This is a genomic window from Pseudomonas sp. ADAK2 (assembly GCF_012935755.1).
GTDB lineage: Bacteria > Pseudomonadota > Gammaproteobacteria > Pseudomonadales > Pseudomonadaceae > Aquipseudomonas.
Genome location: NZ_CP052862.1, coordinates 497,980 through 513,676, shown reverse-complemented (window position 1 = coordinate 513,676; position 15,697 = coordinate 497,980). Strand labels below are relative to the sequence as shown.

General features: G+C 61.4%; 13 protein-coding genes. 6 read left to right on the top strand and 7 right to left on the bottom strand.

The window, feature by feature from the left end; genetic code table 11:
- Window positions 1–80: 80 nt before the first annotated feature.
- From HKK52_RS02400 to HKK52_RS02390, 3 genes are all read right to left on the bottom strand, one after another.
- Window positions 81–2,990, bottom strand: a complete 2,910-nt coding sequence (locus HKK52_RS02400; RefSeq protein WP_169369166.1) for a TonB-dependent receptor — start codon at window positions 2,988–2,990, stop codon at window positions 81–83.
- A 91-nt stretch (window positions 2,991–3,081) separates the two neighbouring features.
- Window positions 3,082–4,038, bottom strand: a complete 957-nt coding sequence (locus HKK52_RS02395; protein WP_169369165.1) for a FecR domain-containing protein — start codon at window positions 4,036–4,038, stop codon at window positions 3,082–3,084.
- Complete coding sequence (locus tag HKK52_RS02390) at window positions 4,035–4,547, bottom strand: sigma-70 family RNA polymerase sigma factor (RefSeq protein ID WP_169369164.1); 513 nt, start codon at window positions 4,545–4,547, stop codon at window positions 4,035–4,037. Before HKK52_RS02390 ends, HKK52_RS02395 begins: the two co-directional genes overlap by 4 nt.
- A 281-nt stretch (window positions 4,548–4,828) precedes the next feature.
- Here HKK52_RS02390 and HKK52_RS02385 point away from each other — a divergent pair, with 281 nt between their 5' ends.
- Complete coding sequence (locus tag HKK52_RS02385; RefSeq protein WP_169369163.1) at window positions 4,829–6,541, top strand: hydrogenase maturation protein; 1,713 nt, start codon at window positions 4,829–4,831, stop codon at window positions 6,539–6,541.
- Between the two features lie 110 nt (window positions 6,542–6,651).
- Here the strand turns inward: HKK52_RS02385 and HKK52_RS02380 are convergent, their stop codons facing one another.
- Window positions 6,652–9,282 carry an MGH1-like glycoside hydrolase domain-containing protein gene (locus HKK52_RS02380; RefSeq protein WP_169369162.1) on the bottom strand — a complete coding sequence of 877 codons (2,631 nt, stop codon included), beginning with the start codon at window positions 9,280–9,282 and terminating at the stop codon, window positions 6,652–6,654.
- 315 nt (window positions 9,283–9,597) lie between these two features.
- Here HKK52_RS02380 and HKK52_RS02375 point away from each other — a divergent pair, with 315 nt between their 5' ends.
- From HKK52_RS02375 to HKK52_RS02365, 3 genes are all read left to right on the top strand, one after another.
- A complete protein-coding gene (locus HKK52_RS02375) occupies window positions 9,598–10,461 on the top strand; it encodes a LysR family transcriptional regulator (RefSeq protein WP_169369161.1) in 864 nt (287 codons plus the stop codon).
- A gap of 95 nt (window positions 10,462–10,556) precedes the next feature.
- Window positions 10,557–11,702 carry a sterol desaturase/SRPBCC family protein gene (locus tag HKK52_RS02370; protein WP_169369160.1) on the top strand — a complete coding sequence of 382 codons (1,146 nt, stop codon included), beginning with the start codon at window positions 10,557–10,559 and terminating at the stop codon, window positions 11,700–11,702.
- Window positions 11,699–12,778, top strand: coding sequence for an SMP-30/gluconolactonase/LRE family protein (locus tag HKK52_RS02365; RefSeq protein WP_237150657.1), 1,080 nt, complete (start codon window positions 11,699–11,701; stop codon window positions 12,776–12,778). Before HKK52_RS02370 ends, HKK52_RS02365 begins: the two co-directional genes overlap by 4 nt.
- Before the next feature lie 61 nt (window positions 12,779–12,839).
- On the opposite strand, the gene HKK52_RS02360 is transcribed toward HKK52_RS02365, so the two are convergent.
- Together HKK52_RS02360 and HKK52_RS02355 are read right to left on the bottom strand one after the other, a co-directional pair.
- Window positions 12,840–13,082, bottom strand: coding sequence for a hypothetical protein (locus HKK52_RS02360; RefSeq protein ID WP_169369159.1), 243 nt, complete (start codon window positions 13,080–13,082; stop codon window positions 12,840–12,842).
- A 103-nt stretch (window positions 13,083–13,185) separates the two neighbouring features.
- Window positions 13,186–13,428, bottom strand: a complete 243-nt coding sequence (locus HKK52_RS02355; RefSeq protein WP_169369158.1) for a YdcH family protein — start codon at window positions 13,426–13,428, stop codon at window positions 13,186–13,188.
- Between the two features lie 217 nt (window positions 13,429–13,645).
- Here HKK52_RS02355 and HKK52_RS02350 point away from each other — a divergent pair, with 217 nt between their 5' ends.
- A complete protein-coding gene (locus HKK52_RS02350; RefSeq protein ID WP_169369157.1) occupies window positions 13,646–14,167 on the top strand; it encodes a DUF4142 domain-containing protein in 522 nt (173 codons plus the stop codon).
- 51 nt (window positions 14,168–14,218) lie between these two features.
- Here HKK52_RS02350 and HKK52_RS02345 read toward each other — a convergent pair whose 3' ends face one another.
- A complete protein-coding gene (locus HKK52_RS02345; protein ID WP_169369156.1) occupies window positions 14,219–14,482 on the bottom strand; it encodes a hypothetical protein in 264 nt (87 codons plus the stop codon).
- A 359-nt stretch (window positions 14,483–14,841) separates the two neighbouring features.
- Here HKK52_RS02345 and HKK52_RS02340 point away from each other — a divergent pair, with 359 nt between their 5' ends.
- Window positions 14,842–15,693 carry an STAS domain-containing protein gene (locus tag HKK52_RS02340; RefSeq protein ID WP_169369155.1) on the top strand — a complete coding sequence of 284 codons (852 nt, stop codon included), beginning with the start codon at window positions 14,842–14,844 and terminating at the stop codon, window positions 15,691–15,693.
- The last annotated feature ends 4 nt before the right edge of the window (window positions 15,694–15,697 follow it).

The following is a 15,697-nucleotide window of genomic DNA, read 5'->3' as shown; positions in this document are numbered from 1 at the left end:
GCTCCGCGTCCCAATGGAACGCGGAGCGTCCCTTGAGGCATCCCCACGCGGGAGCGTGGGAACGATCGGCGTGCAGCGGGTCAGCTACCAAAGTGATAACTCACATCCAGCCACCACTGCCGCCCATACGGGTCGTAATTGCCGGTCGGGTAATACGGCCAGCCGGCCGAGTCATCGTGCTTGATCTGGTTCAGCACGTTATTCACGGTCAGACCGACACTCGCCCGGTCATTCAACTTGTAGCGCGCGCTGGCATTGAATACGGTCCACGGCGATAAACGGCCATCTCCCGCGCCATTGGTGACGCTGCCATAACGGATGCCCATCAACGTCGCCGTCGCCTTCTGATATTCCCAGGTCAGGCTGGCGTTGACCTTGCTGCGCCAGTCGAAATTGGTCCGCGACGTGCGCCAGTCCTGGGTCGGTGCATCGTCGGATTCCTTGTAGAAGTGCGACAGCACCAAGGTGTAGCCCAGCGCCGAACTGAAGGCGCCGTACTGCCCAGCGCCCCAGCGAATGTTGCTCTTGAAGTCGAGTCCGCTGACCCGTTCGCTGGCGGCGTTGATCGCGTTGACGTTCACTTTGTTCAACTGGTTCGGGTCAACCGCTGCAGTCGCCAAGTTGCGATCAATCCGCGCCAAGGTCGATTGGCAACTGGCGGAGTTGATGTCCTGGGTGCCATTGCGGCAGGCGTTTTCGTCTTGCAGCAGACGGTTTTCATCGACGGTGGTCAGCAGGTCATCGATCTCCACCCGCCAAAAATCGGTGGAGAAATCGAAGTTGCGCGACGGCGACCAGACGAAGCCGTAGGTCCAGGATTTACCACGTTCAGACTTGAGGTCCGGGGTTCCGCTTTGGGTGTAATCGACGCGACCGCGATCGCAGGCGCCCTCCACGCCCTGGCTGCAACCGTAGTAGTCGATCTGCGCCGGGTAGTAACCGTTGCTGTCGGACTGATAGATGTAGTTGAGGTCCGGCGCGCGGAAACTGGTGCCGTAGCTGCCGCGCACCAACAGACTGTTGAGCGGACGCCATTCCAGGCCCAGGTTGTAGGTTTTCTGCTGCTCGGTGCGGCCGCTGAATTTGTATTGGTCCCAGCGTCCGGCGGCGGTGGCCAGCAGGCTGTCGGTGACCGGAATGCTGAACTCGCCACCCGCCGCGTAACGCTTGCGCGAGCCGCCCGAACTCTGGGATGGCGAGACGCCGTAGAAGGTGCCGTCGTTGAGCGCATCGTCGGTTTCGACGCGGTATTCCTGCTTGCCGGCCTCCAGAATCCCGGCGAAGCCCACCGGCCCGGCGTGCAAGTCGAACAATTCGCCATTGATCGAAGCGTTGTAGCTTTGGGAAACGGACTTGCTGCTCTGGGTCAGGTTGCCGCGAAACTGCTCCCACTCCTGGGGTGTCAGCGGCCGGTCGAGGCGCGAGGCGTCCGGGGCGAACACCGGATAACCGCCCTGCTCGCCCAGTTGCGGCCCGAGGTAGAAATCGCGGATGGTCGACAGCGGCGTGTAGCGCGTGGTGCGCACGCTGCGGTATTCCGAGCGGTTGGCCGCCAGTTCGTAGCTCCAGTTGCTGTCGGCAATCTTGTCCGACAGGCCGAGGGTGCCAGTCCACGAGGTGTCGCGCCATTTGCTGTTGTTGCTGGTGCGGCCGCCGATTTCCTCTTCGCCAAAACGCCGGTACCAGCGCTCAAGATTGCCGCTGTTCTGGTTGATGAAATCCGGCGAGGTGAAGGTCGGTCCACGGGTGTTGTTCTGGATGTGATCGAGGCCGTACATCAGGTCGGCGAACACTTGGCCGCTGTCGTTGAAATGCCAGGTGCCGCGGGTGTAGCCGTCGTAGTTTTCCTTTTGCGTCTGGATCGTCCAGTAATCGTTGTACGTCTGATCGGTTCGGCAGCGGCCGCCATTGTGGGTGAGTTTGTTGTCGAACACGCCTTGATAGGCGCCGCAACCCGGCCCCAGGTATTTGCCGCTGCTCAGGTCGCGGCGATAGCCGACATCGGCCAACGGGCTGCTCTGCATAAAGCCGCGATCCTCGGACCAGATCGGGTCGCGGTTGGTCAGTTCCAGGCCGAACAAGCCATCGAAGTCGCCCCAACTGCCGCCGCCGCTGAGTTGCAGGCGCTGATTGTCACCACCGCCGCGCTCGGTCGTGCCGCCCTTGAGGTTGACGTCGATGCCGTTCATTTGCTTCTTGAGGATGATGTTGACCACCCCGGCAATCGCATCGGACCCGTAGATCGCCGACGCGCCGCTGCTGAGGATTTCGATGCGTTCGATGATCGCCGAAGGAATGTTCGCCAGGTTGGTGAAGTTGACCTTGCCGTCGTACGGCGTCGGGTAATCGGCGACGCGCCGGCCATTGATCAGCACCAGCGTGTGGTTGGGACCGAGCCCGCGCAGGTTGAGCGCACTGGCGGCCGGTTGCCAGGTGTTGCCGTAGTCTTCGCCCTGGGTCATGCCGGTGTTTTGGGTCTGGGTAGCCAAGGCGTCGTAGACGTTTTTGTAGCCCCGGGCTTCCATTTCTTCGTGGGTGATGACGTTGACCGGTGTGGCGCCGTCGGATTGCGCACGGGCGATACGCGAGCCGGTGACCGTGACTTTTTCCATGCGGTAATCGGCGTTGCTGGTCGGGGCGACTGTACTGACTTTCGCCGTGGTGCTGGCCTCCTTCACCGTCAAACCTTGTTCACTGTGATCGACTTCCAGCCCGCTGCCCTGCAAGGCCCTCTCCACCGCTTGCCGGCTGCCCAACGCACCGCGAATGGCGGCGCTGCGTTTGCCTTGCACCAGGTTCTGGCTGAAGGAAATCGGCACGCCGGTCTGTCGCGAGATGTCCAGCAGCACCTCGTCCAACGGGCCGTTGGCGATGTCGAAGGTGAACACGGTAGCGATCGCTTCCTGAGCCCAGGCCGGCGCCGGACAGATGCCGATGGCCAGCGCGGCGGCCAGGGTCAGGTGCGGTAATTGTTGTTTGAGTGAAAACATCGAGAGGCTTCCCTGTTGACGGCGTATGCAGGGAATGAGCAGTCGCGTGGCGATTTTTATAGGGACGCGGATAGGCCAAGAAGTTATGGCGTTATAACCGCGCTTCGATGCTGACCCAATAGGCGCTGTGATACGTCACCCGAATCGGCAACGAATGCTCCAGCAACTGCAAGGTGCGGTCGCTGTCGTCCAGCGGATAGATCCCGCTCAAGCGCAACCCGGCGACCTCCGGGCTCAGGCGCAAAACCCCGCGCCGGTAACCGCGCAGGCTGTCGATCACTTCGCTCAACGGCCGGTCGCGGACTTCCAGGCGCCCCGACGTCCAGGCCATTTCATGGCCGTTAGTGTGTTCCAACGCAAGGATGTTCTGCCCGTCAAAACGCAAACTCTCCCCCGCCTCGACCACTTGCCGCGCACCGCCGCGGGTCACCACTTCAACCTGCGAGTGCAGCATCACCAACCGCGTCGAATCCTCACCCCGCTGCACCAGAAACTTCGTGCCCAAGGCGCGCATGCGACCGTGTTCGGTCTCCACCACAAACGGCCGTGTCGGGTCCTTGGCCACGTCCACCAGCAGCTCGCCTTCACGTAATTCCAGCAAGCGTTGACTGGCATCAAAGCGACTGATCACCCGGCTGCGGGCATTCAGGGTCAACGCGCTGCCATCGCCGAGGGTAAAATCGCGACGTTCGCCAGTGCCGGTATACAGCTCGCCCGCCTGAGGCAGCAGCCCATACCGACGCCCGAGCAAACCGGCAACCACCGCCAGCCCCAACACACTCAAACTGCCGGTGACAAACCGCCGTCGACTCGAAGGCGCATTCAAACTGTGCAACAGACTTTGGCTGGGCAAGCCGCGCAAAGCATTGCTGCGCAGCACATTCAACCCGCCGCTCATCTGCGCGATCACCTGCCCATGGCGCGGATCGGCCGCCCGCCAGGCCTCGAACGCCTCACGCTCCGGCGCACTGACGTCCCCTGATTGCAGCAACGCCATCCACTGCGCGGCTTCATCGACCACCGCCTCGTCCGGTCTCGGCAAGCTCATGCCTGGGCCATCGCCTGATAGCAGCGCTTGAACGCGTCCGCCATGTATTGCTGCACGCGACTGGTGGACACGCCGAGGCGTTCGCCGATCTGGCTATAGGTCAGGCCATCGAGTTGGTGATAGAGAAACGCCGCTTTGGCCTTGGCCGACAAGCCATTGAGCAGACGATCCACCGCCAGCAGCGCCTCGATCACCAACGCCCGCTCCTCCGGCGACGGATGCACCAGCGCTGGCGCCAGGGCCAGGCTTTCGAGGTAGGCGCGTTCCAGGTCCTGACGACGCCAGCCTTCATACACCAGGCGTCGGGCGATGGTGGTGAGCAAGGCCCGGGGTTCGCGAATGGCCAATGGGTCGGGCAATGCCAACACCCGCAAAAAGGTTTCCGAGGCAATGTCCTGGGCGCTGTGATGGCAGCCAAGCGTGCGACTGACCGAGCTGCACAACCACTGATAGTCCTTTTGGAACATCTGCCCGATCAACTGGTAATGAGGGTTCTGATTTCCACCCATGCCTTGCTCCCTCATGAAACGGGTCCGACCCGCTTCGAAAATCACTGGTTCTGCCGGGATCGTCCGGCTCTGGATTAGGGGAGCGACTGTGCAACAGGGCTTGATACATTTGAAGTAATAAAAAATCAGGATCTGCTAACCATCAGGAATAAGCAGCACACACAAGATTGATCCCGGTCAGGTGGATGTGCGCTTGCACTCTCTACTATCGCGCTTCCATCGAAAGCCAGGGACGGCTCATTGGGAGCCAGCGGCTAACCCGTTTCAAGGAAGAGGCAATCATGCGTTCACTGAAGATCATTATGCTGTCATCGGCCTTCAACGGCCTGACCCAACGGGCCTGGCTGGAATTGCGCCAGGCCGGGCATAGCCCCAGCGTCGTACTGTTTACCGACGAAAACGCGGTGTGCGAACTGATCGAACATTCCGGCGCCGACCTGGTGATCTGCCCGTTCCTCAAGGACCGTGTGCCACAACAGTTGTGGAGCAACCCCAAGCGCCCGCTGGTGATCATCCATCCGGGCATCATCGGCGACCGTGGCGCCAGCGCCCTGGACTGGGCCATCACCCATGAGCTCGATCGCTGGGGTGTCACCGCATTGCAAGCCGTGGAAGAAATGGACGCCGGGCCGGTCTGGGCCACCAGCGAATTCAACCTGCCCCAGGGCCTGCGCAAATCCGAGCTGTATAACGGGCGGGTCAGCGATGCGGCGATCCGCTGCATTCGCGAAGTCGTGGACAAATTCATCGCCGGTTATGTCCCGGTGTCGGTGGATTACAGCCAACACCAGGTACTGGGCCGCTTGCAGCCGAACATGAAACAGGCCGACCGTACGTTCAGTTGGCACGACTGCTCACGGTTCATCAAACGCAGCATCGACGCGGCCGATGGTCAACCAGGGGTGCTGGCCAGTCTGGCCGGCGGTCAGTACTACTTGTATGACGCACATCTCGATTCTCGTACCGGCACGCCGGGGCAGATTCTGGCGGTGCATGACGACGCGGTACTGGTGGCAACCGGTGATCACAGCCTGTGGATCGGCTCGTTGCGGCGTAAACCGCTGCCCGGTGAAGAAACCTTCAAGCGCCCGGCCCGGCATGTGCTCGGTCGGCAGTTGAGCGAAGTGCCGACCCTGGACTGGTCGATTGCCTCCCACCCGTTCAACCTTGAGGCCTATCAACCGATCAGCTATCGCGAGTCCGGCCAGGTCGGCGAGCTGACGTTCGAGTTCTACAACGGCGCCATGAGCACCGAGCAGTGCCAGCGGCTGGTCGAGGCGCTGCGCTGGGCCAAGGCCCGGGACACTAAGGTTCTGTTGATCAAGGGCGGGCGCGGCAGTTTTTCCAATGGCGTGCACTTGAACGTGATCCAGGCCGCCGAGGTGCCGGGGCTGGAGGCCTGGGCAAATATTCAGGCGATTGACGACGTCTGCGAGGAACTGCTCACGGCCCGGCAACTGGTGATCAGCGGCGTGACCGGCAGTGCCGGGGCTGGCGGTGTGATGCTGGCGCTGGCCGCCGACATCGTGTTCGCCCGCGCCGAGATCGTGCTCAATCCGCACTACAAAACCATGGGCCTGTACGGCTCCGAATACTGGACCTACAGCCTGCCCCGCGCCGTCGGCCAGGCCATGGCGGAACAACTGACCGAACAATGCCTGCCGGTCAGCGCGACCCAGGCCCTGCAACTGGGCATGGTCCAGGAAATCGGCCCGCGTTGCCCCGATGAGTTTGGTCTGTGGCTGTTGCAACGGGCCAATGGCGCGTTGAACGATCCGGCGTATGCGGCCATCCGTGAGCGCAAGGGGCGCAACGATACGCAACTGATGCAGCATTGCCGGAATGCGGAGTTGGAAGAAATGCACCTCGACATGGTGCAAAACCGCAAACAGTTCGCCGAGAAGTGCGGCAATTTCGTGTTCAAGCGCAAGGCGTGTGGCACACCGCAGCGGTTGGTCGCGGGGTGGTCGCGGCAGGTCGAGTTAACCGAGTAATGATCGTTCCCACGCTCTGCGTGGGAATGCAGCCCGGGACGCTCTGCGTCCCACTGGAACGCGGAGCGTCCCTTGAGGCATTCCCACGCAGAGCGTGGGAACGATCATCTTCAAGGCTGTAAAAGAAGCGCCACCAACGCCGTCCACCCCGTCTGATGGCTGGCCCCCAACCCGCGACCGGTCTCGCCATGAAAATATTCATGGAACAACACCAGGTCGCGACTGGCCGGGTCGGCCTGCAACTGCGCATAACCGGCCATCGACGGCCGATTACCCGCTTCATCCCGCAGAAACAGCTTGGTCAATCGCTGGCTCAAGCTGTCCGCCACTTCCTCCAACGAGGCCAGAAACCCCGACCCCGTCGGATATTCCACGGAGAAATTCTGATCGTAGTACCGGTGAAACTCACGCAAGGATTCGATCAGCATGTAATTGATCGGCATCCACACCGGCCCGCGCCAATTCGAGTTGCCGCCGTACAGCCGCGATTCGGATTCCGCCGGTTCATAGTGCGCGCACAGGCTGTCGCCATTGATCCGAATACCAAAGGGTTGCTCCGCGAAAGCCTTGGACAGGGAACGAATACCGAACGCCGACAAAAACTCACTCTCGTCGAGCATGCGCTTGAGCAAGTCCTTGGTCCGTTCGCCCCGCAACAGCGCCAGCAACATGCGATTGCCTTCGCCGGGTTCGGTCCAGCGCGACACCAGACTGGCCAGGTCCGGGCGATGGCGCATAAACCCCAGTAACCGTTCGCGCAAACCGGGCAAGCCTTCGTGTTCGTGCTGCTCCAGCACCTGCACGGCGAAGAGTGGCATCAGCCCGACAATCGAGCGCAAACGCAGCGGCTCATTCACCCCATCGGGACGGTGCAGCACGTCGTAGAAAAATTGATCCTGCTCATCCCACAAGCCTTCGGCCTCGGAGTCGATCTTGTTGATCGCCCCGGCGATGTAGAGGAAGTGCTCGAAGAACTTCACCGCGATGTCGACATACACGCTGTTGCGCTTGGCCAGTTCCAGGGCGATGCGCATCAGGTCCAGCGCATAGGCTGCGACCCACGCCGTGCCGTCGGCCTGATCAAGCTGATAACCGGGCGGCAGAATCGCCGAACGGTCGAACAGGGCGATGTTGTCCAGCCCCAGAAAACCGCCCTGGAACAGATTGCGGCCCTCGGCGTCCTTGCGGTTGACCCACCAGGAAAAATTCAGCAGCAGTTTGTGGAAGATCCGTTCGAGAAAGTCCATGTCCCCTGTCCCGGTCAGCGCCTTGTCCTGCTGATAGACGCGCCAGCAGGCCCAGGCGTGGACCGGTGGGTTGGCATCGTCGAAGCGCCATTCGTAGGCCGGCAACTGGCCGTTGGGGTGCATGAAGCGGTCTTTGACCAGCAGCAACAATTGATGCTTGGCGAACCCCGGATCGATCAGCGCGAACGCCACCGCTTGAAAGCCCAAGTCCCACGAGGCGTACCACGGGTACTCCCAGGTGTCGGGCATCGAGACGATGTCGAAATTCGACAGGTGTCGCCAATGGGTGTTGCGGATGTGCGTGCGCTCGGGGGGTGGCGCCGGTTGTGTCGAGTCGCCGTCCAGCCACTGGTTGACGTCGAAATAGTAGAGCTGTTTCGACCAGAGCAACCCGGCCAGGGCCTGGCGTTGCACATTGCGCGCGTCGGCGTCTGTGATCTCGGCTTGCAGCGCGGCGTAAAAGCCATCGGCTTCGGCGCGGCGCCGTTCGAACAAGGTCCGGGCATTGATTTGCGGGGAACCGGCCGGGGCAAAGCGCAGGAAGACGCTGCGGGTTTGGCCGGCGTCAAAGCTCAGGATGAAATGCGCCGCGACCTTGGTGCCACTGTCACGGCGCACGGCATCAGTGGCGCCCTCGACAATGAAATCATTGATCCCGTCCTTGAACGGACCTTGCGCCGACACGCCATCGAGCTTGGGGAAGTTGCTCTGGTTTTCGCAGAACAGCCATTCGCAATCGGCCTCACCCCACGCGGTGGCTTGGCGGTCGGCCAATTGCGGGTGCCGGGCGAGGACCTGATCGCCATCGAGGGTCAGGCTGGGTTTCTGGCCGTCGGCGACCCAGCTCCAGGTGTTGCGCGCCCACAGGTGCGGCAACACGCGCAGGCGCGCCGGTTGCTCGGCGCGGTTATGCACGGTGACGCGCATGAAGACATCGTCGGCGGTGTGCTTGGCGTACTCCACGGTCACGTCGAAATAGCGGTTGTCGTCGAACACGCCGGTGTCGAGGATTTCATACTCGGTGTCGGCCAGGCCCCGGCGAGCGTTTTCGGCCACCAGATCGGCATAAGGGAATTCGCCCTGCGGGTATTTGTAGAGCATGCGCATGTAGGCATGACTCGGCACGCCGTCGACGAAGAAATACAGCTCCTTGACGTCCTCGCCGTGGTTGCCTTCGCTGTTGTTCAGGCCGAACAGGCGTTCCTTGATGATCGGATCGCGCTCGTTCCACAAACCCAGGCCCAGGCACCAGTGCTGGGCCTTGTCGCTGAACCCGGCCAGGCCATCCTCGCCCCAGCGATAGGCGCGGCTGCGCGCATGCTCGTGGGGAAAATAGCGCCAGGCATCGCCGTCACGGCTGTAATCCTCGCGCACCGTGCCCCATTGCCGTTCGCTCAAGTAAGGCCCCCACTCGCGCCAGTCCGGGGCCTCGCTGCCGGCCAGGCGCTGGCCTTCAGGGGTGTCGAGGACAGTGGCGGTGGGTTTTGCCGGCATGAGGTCGTCCGTTGGGGCGGGAGATGGGTGCAGTGTAGTGCGCGGGGGTTGGGGGGAATGTGAAAACTCTGACACCTTGGAATCACCGCAAATTGCCCGTAGCAGCTGTCGAGCAGCGCGAGGCAGCGTCCGGCGGCGAAGCCGTCGTCGATCCAGCCACCTGGGTTACCTGATACACCGTAGTGTCTGGTTTTACGACGGCTTCGCCGCCGGACGCTGCCTCGCGGTGCTCGACAGCTGCTACAGGGGCATTGTGAGGTAGGCGTAGACAGGCGCGGCTCTTACAATGCGGACACCTTCAGCACCGGCCACCCCATGGACATCGACCTCGCCCGCACCTTCCTGGAAATCGTCCGCCACGGCAGCCTCGCCGCCGCCGCGGAAAAGCTCCACGTGACCCAGACCGCCATCACCGCCCGGGTGCAGAAACTCGAAAGCCAATTGGGCAGCACCCTGTTCGTGCGCAACCGCGCCGGCGCCCGTCTGACGCCGAACGGCGAGGCCTTTGTGGTCTACGCCAATCAACTGGTGCAAACCTGGGAAGCCGCGCGCCGCGACCTGCCATTGCCTGAAGGCTATCGCGACGTGTTGCACATCGGCGGCGAAGTCAGCCTGTGCAATCCGCTGATGCTCAGTTGGGCCGCCGAGCTGCGGGAGAAAATCCCCAGCCACGCCCTGCGCATGGAAATCCGCGACGGCGAAAACCTGCTGCGCCAACTGGAGCTGGGGGTGCTCGACGCGGCGTTGGTCTATCAGCCCGAATACTGGCCGCGCCTGCAAGTGGAGCAGATACTGGAAGAAAAACTGATCCTCGTGCGTTTGGCCGGCCAACCCGATCCCTACGTCTACATCGACTGGGGCCCGGATTTCCGCCGCCAACACGACGCCGCCCTGCCGGAAAAGGCCAAGGCTGCCTTGAGTTTCAACCTCGGCCCGCTGGCCTTGCAGTACCTGCTGGAGCACGGCGGCAGCGGTTATTTCCGCACTCGGGTGGTGCAAAGTTACCTGGAAAGCGGCGTGCTGGAAGCGGTGGCCAAGGCCCCGGAATTCAGCTACCCGACCTACCTGGTTTACTCCCGCGACCGCGATTCGGCGACCCTGCAACAGGCCTTCGATCTGCTGCGCAACGTGATCAAGACCGACGATGACTGGTCCCAGCGCTGGAACCCGTTGGGCTGAGTCCATCAAGTGGCGCTTGTGCCCTCAAGGTTCGCCAAGCCTGCGCGGCCGGATCGGCTAATCTGCTGTGATAACAACAATCGCAGGTGAGCGCAGTGAGGCAGACCACCCAGGCTTTTCGCAGCCGTTACCGTGCCGACATCCATCGGCTTTACAACCCGTGGCTGCACGGCGTCTTTGTGCTGCTGTTCGGCATCCTGGCCATCGGCGGTTTCTGGCGCACCGTGCAGCAGGTCCAGCCGCTGGAATGGCTGGCGGTGCCGTTGACGCTGCTGTTCTTCAACTTCGGCGTGTACATGGTGCATCGCCACTTGGGGCACCACAAAAAGAGCTTCGCGCGGATGTTCTATGCGCGGCATGCCGGCGATCATCACAGCTTTTTTACCCCCGGCCACATGACCTACGACAGCGCCCGGGACTGGCGGGTGATTCTGTTCCCGGCCTGGTTGATCGTGATTCATACCGTGGTCATCACCCTGCCCCTCTGGTGGCTGTTTTCCCAAGTCAACGCCAATGTTGCCGGGCTGTTCGGCGGCTGCATGGTCCTGGGCTACCTGACCTATGAAGTGTTCCATGCCTGCGAGCATTTGCCGCCGCGCAACCCGATCACGCGGCTGCCGTGGATCCGCCAGATGCGTCATCTGCATGAACTGCATCACCGCCGCGAAGTGATGCAGGAGCGCAACTTCAATATCGTGTTTCCGCTGATGGACTACCTGTTCGGCACCCTGTACTGGGAGCCGGAGCACGCCAACCCGCACCCGACGAGAACGCCCATGACCCGCATGCAGCACCAGATCGACATTGCCGGCAACCCGATTGCCGTGCTCGCCTACGCCAGCACCGTGACCCGTTGGCCGGAGTGGCATCCGTCGTCGCTCAAGGTCGATGGTCAGGGCGGGCCGTTGCATGCCGGGTCGCGCTTCGAAGAGGACATCCGCGCCGGCGGGCGTGACGGCCACTTGAGCTGGGAGGTCGAGGAGTATTTGCCGGGACGGCGCTGGAGTGCCCAGGCCCGGGGCGATCATGGTTTGTCGCTGGTGGTGACCTACGAGTGCGAGGCGCTCGGCGACGGCACGCGGTTTGTCCGCACCCTTGATTACCAGTTCAGCGGCCTGGGTATGCGCATCGCCAATCAATTGCTGCTCAAGCGGCGGATCGAGCAGGAATCGGCGGCGTCGATGCAGGCATTGCGCGACATGGCGCAAAAACATCTGGCCCCGGCAGGAGTCAGCGCGTGAGAACAGCCTTCAGGTTTCTGTTGTTGCTGATTGTCGCCACTGCCGCGTTTTTACTGCTGATGCCGAGCAAAGTCGAACCGGTGGCCTGGACACCGACACCGGCGCCGTCACTGGCCAGCGGCGTGTATGCCGACAATCAAAAGCTCAAGGACGTAGAACGGGTCGGCGCCTCCGACATCGACGGGCCAGAGGCGTTTTTGCTGGAAAACGATCTGTTGATCACCGGTTTGCACGACGGCCGGGTGATTCGCAGCAGCCTCGATGGCAAGGTCACTAAAGTGCTGACCGATACCGGCGGCCGGCCGTTGGGGCTGGCCCGGCATCCCAATGGCTTGCTGGTGATCGCGGACGGGGTCAAGGGTTTGCTGTCCCTTGATGCCCAGGGCCGGGTGATTCCCTTGACCACTGCGGCCAATGGCGTGCCCTTCGGTTTTACCGATGACGTGGCCATCGACAAGCCCGGGCATTATGCGTACTTCAGCGATGCGTCGAGCCGCTGGGGCTACGGCAAGGACGGTGAGGCGATCATCGAGCATGGCGGCGACGGGCGTTTGCTGCGCTATGACTTCCAGACCGGCAAGACCACCACATTGCTGGACAAACTGGAGTTCGCCAACGGCGTCACCCTCGGGCCCGACGATGCCTATGTACTGGTCAACGAAACCGGCGCCTATCGCATCAGCCGTTATTGGCTGAGCGGGCCGAAAGCCGGGACCCATGATGTGTTTATCGACAACTTGCCGGGGTTGCCGGATAACCTGGCGTTCAATGGCCGGGATCGCTTCTGGGTAGCGCTGTATGCCCCGCGCAATAAGCTGCTGGACGCCACGGCCCCGCACCCATTCGTGCGCAAGATGATTGTGCGGGCGATGATGGTGCTGCACACTCCGGTGGAGAAGCGGGCGTTTGCGTTGGGGCTGGACCTGGACGGCAAGGTGATTGCCAATTTGCAGGATGCGGGCAGCGGCAATTATTCGCCGATCACCTCGGTGCGTGAGTATGGGGAGTGGTTGTATTTTGGCTCGTTGAAAGAGCAGCACATGGTGCGATTGCCGCTAAGCAAGGCCTTGAACTGACCCAGCATCTTCGCTACATACCGCTCCTACAGGGGGTCGGCCTATGTGAGGGTCAGGCAAATCAACGCGGATCAATCTCGCCATCATGCTCGGCGTTGTCGGTTTCTTCGCGCACCCGCTCCGGGTCGAGGTCGGTGCCGTCGCGCTGCTCCATCGGCTTGGCGCCTTCGTTGTTCGGCAGTTCGTCGATGCCCGGTTCGTCCTCGGGGTGGACGGTCGTGCGGCCAGGGCTCAGCGGTTCGGGATGGGTCGGGATCGGGTCGTACCCGCCCTGCTCTTCACTGGGGAATTTTGGCTCTGTCATAAGGGCACCTCTGAGAAGCGAGTCATGGATGGAGAGACTCTGTACTTTCGAGGTGCCGGGCTTTATCGCCGTTCCAATTATTCAGTCACCGGTCGTCGGTGGCTCAGGAAGACGTCTGGAGTTGCTGGACGATCTTGTCCTTGACCAGCAATCGCTGCTCCTTGAGCTTTTTCAGGGTGTCGTCGCTGGGTGCATCGGATTGGGCGGTTTCAGCCTTGACCACCTCATTGTCCGCCTGCACATACTTATTGATCAGTGAATCCAGTAACGGATCCGTGGTGCGTTTTTCCTGGATAACTTCCTTTGGAATGTTCAGGTCCAGATAAAGGTTGTGTGGCACCGGCATGGAACACCTCCGTTTGTTGATCGGTAGCAAACGCGATCAATTGCGTTCACCAACCATCAGAATGGCCTCGGTTACCCGGTTCTGTCGACCTCCTGTCAGACCAGCGGTGGCCGTTCGTCGTCGTTTTGCATTTGCGATCAAACCTTTCGTCGAGTCCCGGCCTCCATTGAATAACGATCACCTCGATCGCTTATCAAACCCGTGTGGAGAATAACCAATGGACGGATTCACCCTGCGCCACCTCGCCCTGGCCGTTGCCTTGAGCACCAGCATGGGCACCGCGTTTGCGGCCACTTCCAATGATTTTGTCGACAACGCCGCAGCCGGCGGCATCGCTGAAGTCGAAACCAGCAAACTGGCCCTGGAAAAAAGCTCATCGGCGGATATCAAGTCGTTCGCCAACATGATGATCACCGATCACACCAAGGCCAATGATGAGCTGGCGGCCCTGGCGAAAAAGCATGACATCGAGGTGCCGGACAGCACGACGCTGGTCAAGCAGGCCAAGGCGAAAATCCTCGACCTGCGCGATGAATCCTTCGACGCGGCCTACGCCAACAATCAGGTGAAGGCCCACGAAGACACCATCGCGCTGTTCAAGAAAGAAGCCGAAACGGTAACTGACGACAAAAAACCGGGAGCCACCGAACTCAAAGGCTTCGCGCAGAAAATGCTGCCGGCGCTGGAAAAGCATCTGGACGCGGCCAAAGCCCTGCAAGCGAAGCATCCAAGCAAATAACCCGGGCAAAAAAAACCGCATCCGGTCGATGCGGTTTTTTTTCGTCTGCGGCTAGCCGCCATCGGTGTCGATATCGGCATCGGTGTCCTCACCGGGTTTTGGCCGGTCGGGATGCGGTTTGAAGCCGGGGCTGAACTCGTTGTCGTTGTCGGTGTGGCGGTTCTTCTGGTCGACCGCGGCGTCGGCGCTGTCCGGCTGGGCGGTTTTTTCGCCCTGGCTGCGATCACCTTCACCCGGGACCTGCGGGTCAATCGCCGGGTCATTGCGATCTACCGGCGCCCCGGATTGATCCTGTTGCTGGGATTGCTCTTTCATAGCTACCTCGTTCGTCACTGCACATGCGCGGCTGGAAACAGTCGGGCCATGAAGATTCGAAGCCATAGGCGGCGCAGGGTTCAATTGGATGCAACGCGCCTCCCGTTGGATGAAACGCGTTCCCCTGTAGGAGCGAGGCTTGCCCGCGAAGGCGTCTTTGAAATCGCCATCGCAGTTCAGCCATGCGCCTAAAAAAGCACGGAGCAAAAGATCGCAGCCTTGTGCAGCGCCTACTAGAGTTCTGCTCAGGATGAAAATATGCTGCCGTGGGCGAACAACTATTGCGCACGGCAAATGTCACTGATTTGCGCCGATCATTTTTGGGAAATCGGTCACTACTATTCAAGGAGTCAAGACACATGGCGGCACTGCACAGCAACACACTCGATGCGATGAAGAAAACCCAGGCGCAATTGCTCGCCGAATGGACGAACAGCCTCGAGGCCAGTGGTGCCACGCGCAACATCAAGGAGCAAGACCTCAAGCAACAGACCTCGGATTTCCTGCAACTGGTCATTAGCGGGCTGGAGCGTGGCAACGGGCAGAACATCGCCGCCCCGGGCTGGGACGAGATTCGCCAGTTCCTCGAAAAGCTCTCCCACAGCCGCGCCCTGCTCGGCCAGGACTCGCAACAAACCGCCAGTTTCATCTTTTCCCTCAAGGGACCGATGTTCAGCCTCCTGCAAACCCAGTACAGCGACAACCCGGCGTTGCTGGCCGAACAACTCTGGGAAGTCTCCGAACTGCTCGACGCCCTGGGCATGCACACCATTCGCACCTTCCAGAAATCCCGTGAAGCGGTGATCAAGCGCCAGCAGGAAGAATTGCTGGAGCTGTCGACCCCGGTGGTCAAGCTCTGGGATGGCGTGCTGGCACTGCCGATGATCGGCACCCTCGACTCGCAGCGCACCCAGGTGGTGATGGAATCGCTGCTGCAACGGATCGTCGACACCGGCTCGGAAATCGCCATCATCGACATCACCGGCGTGCCCACCGTCGACACCCTGGTGGCGCAGCACCTGCTCAAGACCGTCACCGCGATTCGACTGATGGGCGCCGATTGCATCATCAGCGGCGTGCGTCCACAGATTGCGCAAACCATCGTCCACCTCGGACTGGATCTGCAAGGCGTGGTCACCAAGGCCAACCTGGCCGACGCCTTGAAACTGGCCTTGACCCGCCTGGGAATCACCGTCAGCAAGGCGGTATGAGCCG